This window comes from Haemophilus haemolyticus, assembly GCF_003490595.1.
GTDB lineage: Bacteria > Pseudomonadota > Gammaproteobacteria > Enterobacterales > Pasteurellaceae > Haemophilus > Haemophilus haemolyticus_L.
This window is the reverse complement of sequence record NZ_QQGY01000030.1, coordinates 1-528: the sequence shown is the minus strand read 5'-3', so window position 1 is coordinate 528 and position 528 is coordinate 1. Positions and strand designations below refer to the sequence as shown.

Annotated in this window: 2 tRNA genes and 1 rRNA gene; all 3 read right to left on the bottom strand. The window is 49.2% G+C overall.

The features are described from left to right. Nucleotides 1-31 precede the first annotated feature (31 nt). Nucleotides 32-107, bottom strand: a tRNA-Ala gene (locus tag DV415_RS10090). A gap of 45 nt (nucleotides 108-152) precedes the next feature. After that, nucleotides 153-229 (bottom strand) — tRNA-Ile (locus DV415_RS10085). A gap of 79 nt (nucleotides 230-308) precedes the next feature. Beyond that, a 16S ribosomal RNA gene (locus DV415_RS10080) occupies nucleotides 309-528 on the bottom strand; the annotation flags it as partial.

The following is a 528-nucleotide window of genomic DNA, read 5'->3' as shown; positions in this document are numbered from 1 at the left end:
TAAATGAATAAATTTACTTAACGATGATAAGTGGTGGAGATAAGCGGGATCGAACCGCTGACCTCCTGCGTGCAAGGCAGGCGCTCTCCCAGCTGAGCTATATCCCCATTTCATCATAAATCATTACTCCTTTACATCACTCACTCTCAGAGTGGTGGGTCTGAGTGGACTTGAACCACCGACCTCACCCTTATCAGGGGTGCGCTCTAACCACCTGAGCTACAGACCCAAGGGTAATGTTTTCTTCTGCTCATTTGTCTACAATTATCAGTCAATCTGTGTGAGCACTCGCTGTCTCTCGTCTTTGGTAAGGAGGTGATCCAACCGCAGGTTCCCCTACGGTTACCTTGTTACGACTTCACCCCAGTCATGAATCATACCGTGGTAAACGCCCTCCAAAAGGTTAAGCTATCTACTTCTGGTACAACCCACTCCCATGGTGTGACGGGCGGTGTGTACAAGGCCCGGGAACGTATTCACCGCGACATTCTGATTCGCGATTACTAGCGATTCCGACTTCATGGAGTC